Source organism: Streptomyces sp. NPDC049577, from assembly GCF_040675635.1.
In the GTDB taxonomy this organism is placed as follows: domain Bacteria; phylum Actinomycetota; class Actinomycetes; order Streptomycetales; family Streptomycetaceae; genus Streptomyces.
On the sequence record NZ_JBFAPH010000496.1, the window covers coordinates 1 to 3,295 of the forward strand.

The window sequence follows — 3,295 nt, forward strand, 5'->3', positions numbered from 1 at the left end:
CGCTCCGGCACGGCCCGCGCGCGGGCGGGTTCCTCGTCACCGCGCGGCTGCCGCACGTCCCGGCCCGGAGGCCGGCACCGGGCCCCGCGCCCGCCCCGGCGGCGGAACCGCTGCCGCCGGAGCACCGGCGGGCGCGCCGCAGGGCCAAACGGACGCTGGCCGCCGCGATCGCCGTCCCCCTGCTGACGCTGGCCGCGCTCAGCGGCGCCCTTGTGCTGTGGAGCTCGCTGACCCTCTCCCACGCGGTCCTCGACCCCGCCGTCTACGCCTCCCTGTACGTGGGGCAGAATCGCCGCGAAGTGGAGCCCTTGCTGCCGGATCGTCAGCTGCCCTACCGGCCGCGGATGGCCGAGCCGGCCGAACGAGGGGCCGAGTGCCTGTACTACGCGGTGACGGCGGACCGTTTCGTCTCCGCCTCGGGCCACGCCTACCGGCTCTGCTTCCGCGACGGCCGGCTGACCGGCTTCACCGTGCTGAAGGGATGAGCCCGTGACCATCAGGGTCCTCGTCGCCGATGACGAGCCGATGATCCGTCACGGCGTGCGGGCCGTGCTGCACACCGCCGGGGACCTTGACGTGGTCGCGGAGGCGGCGGACGGCCGCGAGGCGGTGGAGCTGGCGCTCCGGCACCGCCCCGACGTGGCCGTGCTCGACGTCCGGATGCCGCGCGTGGGCGGCATCGAGGCACTGGAGAGCCTGCGCCGCGCGGCGCCGGCCACCGGGGTCGTGATGCTGACGACCTTCGGCGAGGACGACTACATCCTGCGCGCCCTGTCCGGCGGCGCCGCCGGGTTCCTGGTGAAGTCCGGGCCGCCGGAGGAACTCGTCGCGGGCGTACGGGCGGTGGCCGGGGGCGCCGCCTATCTATCGCCCGCGGTCGCCGCGCGGGTGGTCGCCCATCTCGCCGCGACCGGTGCGGGGGACGGGGCCGGACGGCGTGCCGCCGCCCGGGAACGGGTCGCGGCCCTGACCGCCCGCGAGCGGGAGGTGCTGGCCCATCTGGGGGCCGGGCTGTCCAACGGGCAGATCGCCCGCCGCCTGCGCGTCGTGGAAGGCACCGTGAAGGCCCACGTCAGCTCGATCCTGGCGCGGCTGGGCGTGGACAACCGGGCTGCCGCCGCCGTCGTGGCCCACGAGGCGGGCGTGACCGCCCCGGCGCGGCCGGACGAACCCTGACAGCAGCCGCCCGGCGAACGGCCACAGCGCCAGCAGGAACGCGGCGGCCACGGCGGCGCCCAGCACCGCGCCGGCGAGGACGTCGTGCGGGTAGTGCGCGCCCACGGCGACCCGCAGCGCCGCCGCGGCCACGCCCAGGGGCAGGGTGACGGCCGTCAGGCGAGGCCGCGCCACGGCGAGGCCCACGGCGAGGGCGGCCGCGAGGGTGGAGTGGTTGCTGGGGAAGGACCAGTCGCCCGGGGCCGGGCACGGATCGACGGTCGTCACGCCGGCCAGGGCGCGGCAGGGCCGCTCCTCGCCGACCGCCGTCTTGAGGACCTCGCTGACGGCGTAGGCGGCCACGGTGGCGGCCCCGGTCAGCAGCACGCCGGCGAGCGCGCCCGCGTCCCGGCGGCGTAGGGCGGTCCACCCCACCCACACCAGCAGCAGGCCCAGCACGACGAGCGTTCCCTCGGTGGCCGCGGCGAGCGCCGAACCGGCCCAGCCCGGGGCGTCGGCCGCCGCACCGGCCACCGACCGGTACAGCGAGGCGGAAGCCCCCGCGGTGACCTCGGTCGCGCCCCGGGCGTCCGGTCCGGCGGGAGCGGCCCAGGCGAGCGTTCCGCCCGCCACGGCGAGCACGCCGGCGGCCGGCAACGGCCGGGCCCGGTCCTGGAGGGGGTGTCCGGTTGATCGTGTTGTGCTTCCCATGCCGGGGACGCTACGGACGACCGCCCGTCCGCACCCGTCCCGAAGGACGGGGCCGCACCCCTGACGATGGTCGGGGTTGCGGACCGGCGGGTCTGCGTGCTGTCTTCCGTGCTGCGGACGTGGTCCGCGCGCCGGGACGGCGGCAAGGGGTCCACCGTCCCGGCACGGGGTTCATCGGGCGCCGAACACCTGGGTCCAGCGCGGGCCGCCCGGCGCGTGGTTGACGCCGATGCCGATCTCCTTGAAGGAGCAGTTGAGGATGTTCTTGCGGTGGCCGTCGCTGTGCATCCAGGCGTCCATGACGGCGGCCGCGTCCTGCTGGCCGTAGGCGATGTTCTCGCCGTAGGTGCTCCAGTTGTAGCCCGCGGCGGTGATGCGCTCGCCCGGGCCGGCACCGTCGGGGTTGGTGTGGTTGAAGAAGTTGCGGGCCGCCATGTCGTCGGAGTGCCGCTGGGCCGCGGTGGCGAGCTGCGAGTTCTGGGTCACCGGGGAGCAACCCACCTTGGCGCGCTCGGCGTTGACCAGGGCGGTGACCTGCTCGGCCAGGCCGCCACCGGGGTTGACGGGCGGCTGGGGCGCGCGCTGCGTGGAGCGGCCGGTGCCGGCGGTGCGCTGGGGGGCCGGGGTGGTGCGCTCGGCGGTGGCGCTCGGCCTGGGAGCGGGGCTGCTCGGCGAGGGGCTCGCGGAGGCGGAGGGGGACGCGGAGGCGGAAGGCGAGGCGGAGTTCGACGGCGTGGCGCCCAGGGGGGCGGCACCGGGCGCGCCGAGGCTGCCTATTCGGTCCTGCGCGGGGCCGGCCTCGGTGCTCACGGTGGTGCCGCGGTCGTCCGGGCCGAACAGCTGGAGGCCGCCCAGGGTGCCGCCCGCCAGCACGGCGAGCACGCCCGCCCCGACGGCGGCCCGGCGGGCCGTGCGCGACCGGCCGTCCGCCGCGCGCCGGCCCCGTCCGCCGGCCCGGTGGCCGTTGCCGGAGCGGTGGCTCCTCGGGCGCCCGGCAGAGGCGGAACCGGAACCGGAGTGCGAGGGGGAGTGGGCCGACGGAGCGTGCGCCGCGGACACGGCGGCCATCGGCTGGGTCTGGAGCGCCGCGCCACTGCGCCACCAGCCGAGCAGCGCACCGCCCACCGGCACCAGGCCGAAGCCGACCAGCAGCCCCTCCGCCGGCACCAGCGCCGACCAGGAGCCGCCGCAGGGCGCGCACGTGCGCGCGTGCCGGGCGATCCGCTTGCGCCACAGCGCGGACGGCACGCCGTCCCAGGGGGCGATCAGCTCCACCAGCTCGCGGCAGCGCGGCGTGGTGGCGAGCGCCCGTACGACGCCGCGCGCGGTGTCCAGCTGCTCCTTGACGCGCTGGACGCGCACGGCCGTGTGCTGCGGGGAGAGTTCGAGCGCCGCGGCGACCTCGGCGCGGGTCAGCTCGCCGGCCGCC

At 77.6% G+C, this 3,295-nt stretch carries 2 protein-coding genes and 2 pseudogenes; 2 read left to right on the forward strand and 2 right to left on the reverse strand.

From position 1 onward, the window contains the following. Positions 1 to 485, forward strand: a pseudogene (locus AB0K09_RS31675) (sensor histidine kinase); the annotation flags it as partial. A gap of 4 nt (positions 486 to 489) precedes the next feature. Beyond that, entirely contained in the window at positions 490 to 1,176 is a 687-nt protein-coding gene (locus AB0K09_RS31680; protein WP_366068839.1) for a response regulator transcription factor, read from the forward strand. Between the two features lie 39 nt (positions 1,177 to 1,215). Here the strand turns inward: AB0K09_RS31680 and AB0K09_RS31685 are convergent. Both AB0K09_RS31685 and AB0K09_RS31690 read right to left on the reverse strand, forming a co-directional pair. After that, positions 1,216 to 1,866: pseudogene (locus AB0K09_RS31685) on the reverse strand (phosphatase PAP2 family protein); the annotation flags it as partial. Between the two features lie 171 nt (positions 1,867 to 2,037). After that, positions 2,038 to 3,295, reverse strand: a 1,258-nt coding sequence (locus AB0K09_RS31690; RefSeq protein WP_366068840.1) for a CAP domain-containing protein, incomplete at its 5' end; no start/stop codon positions are given.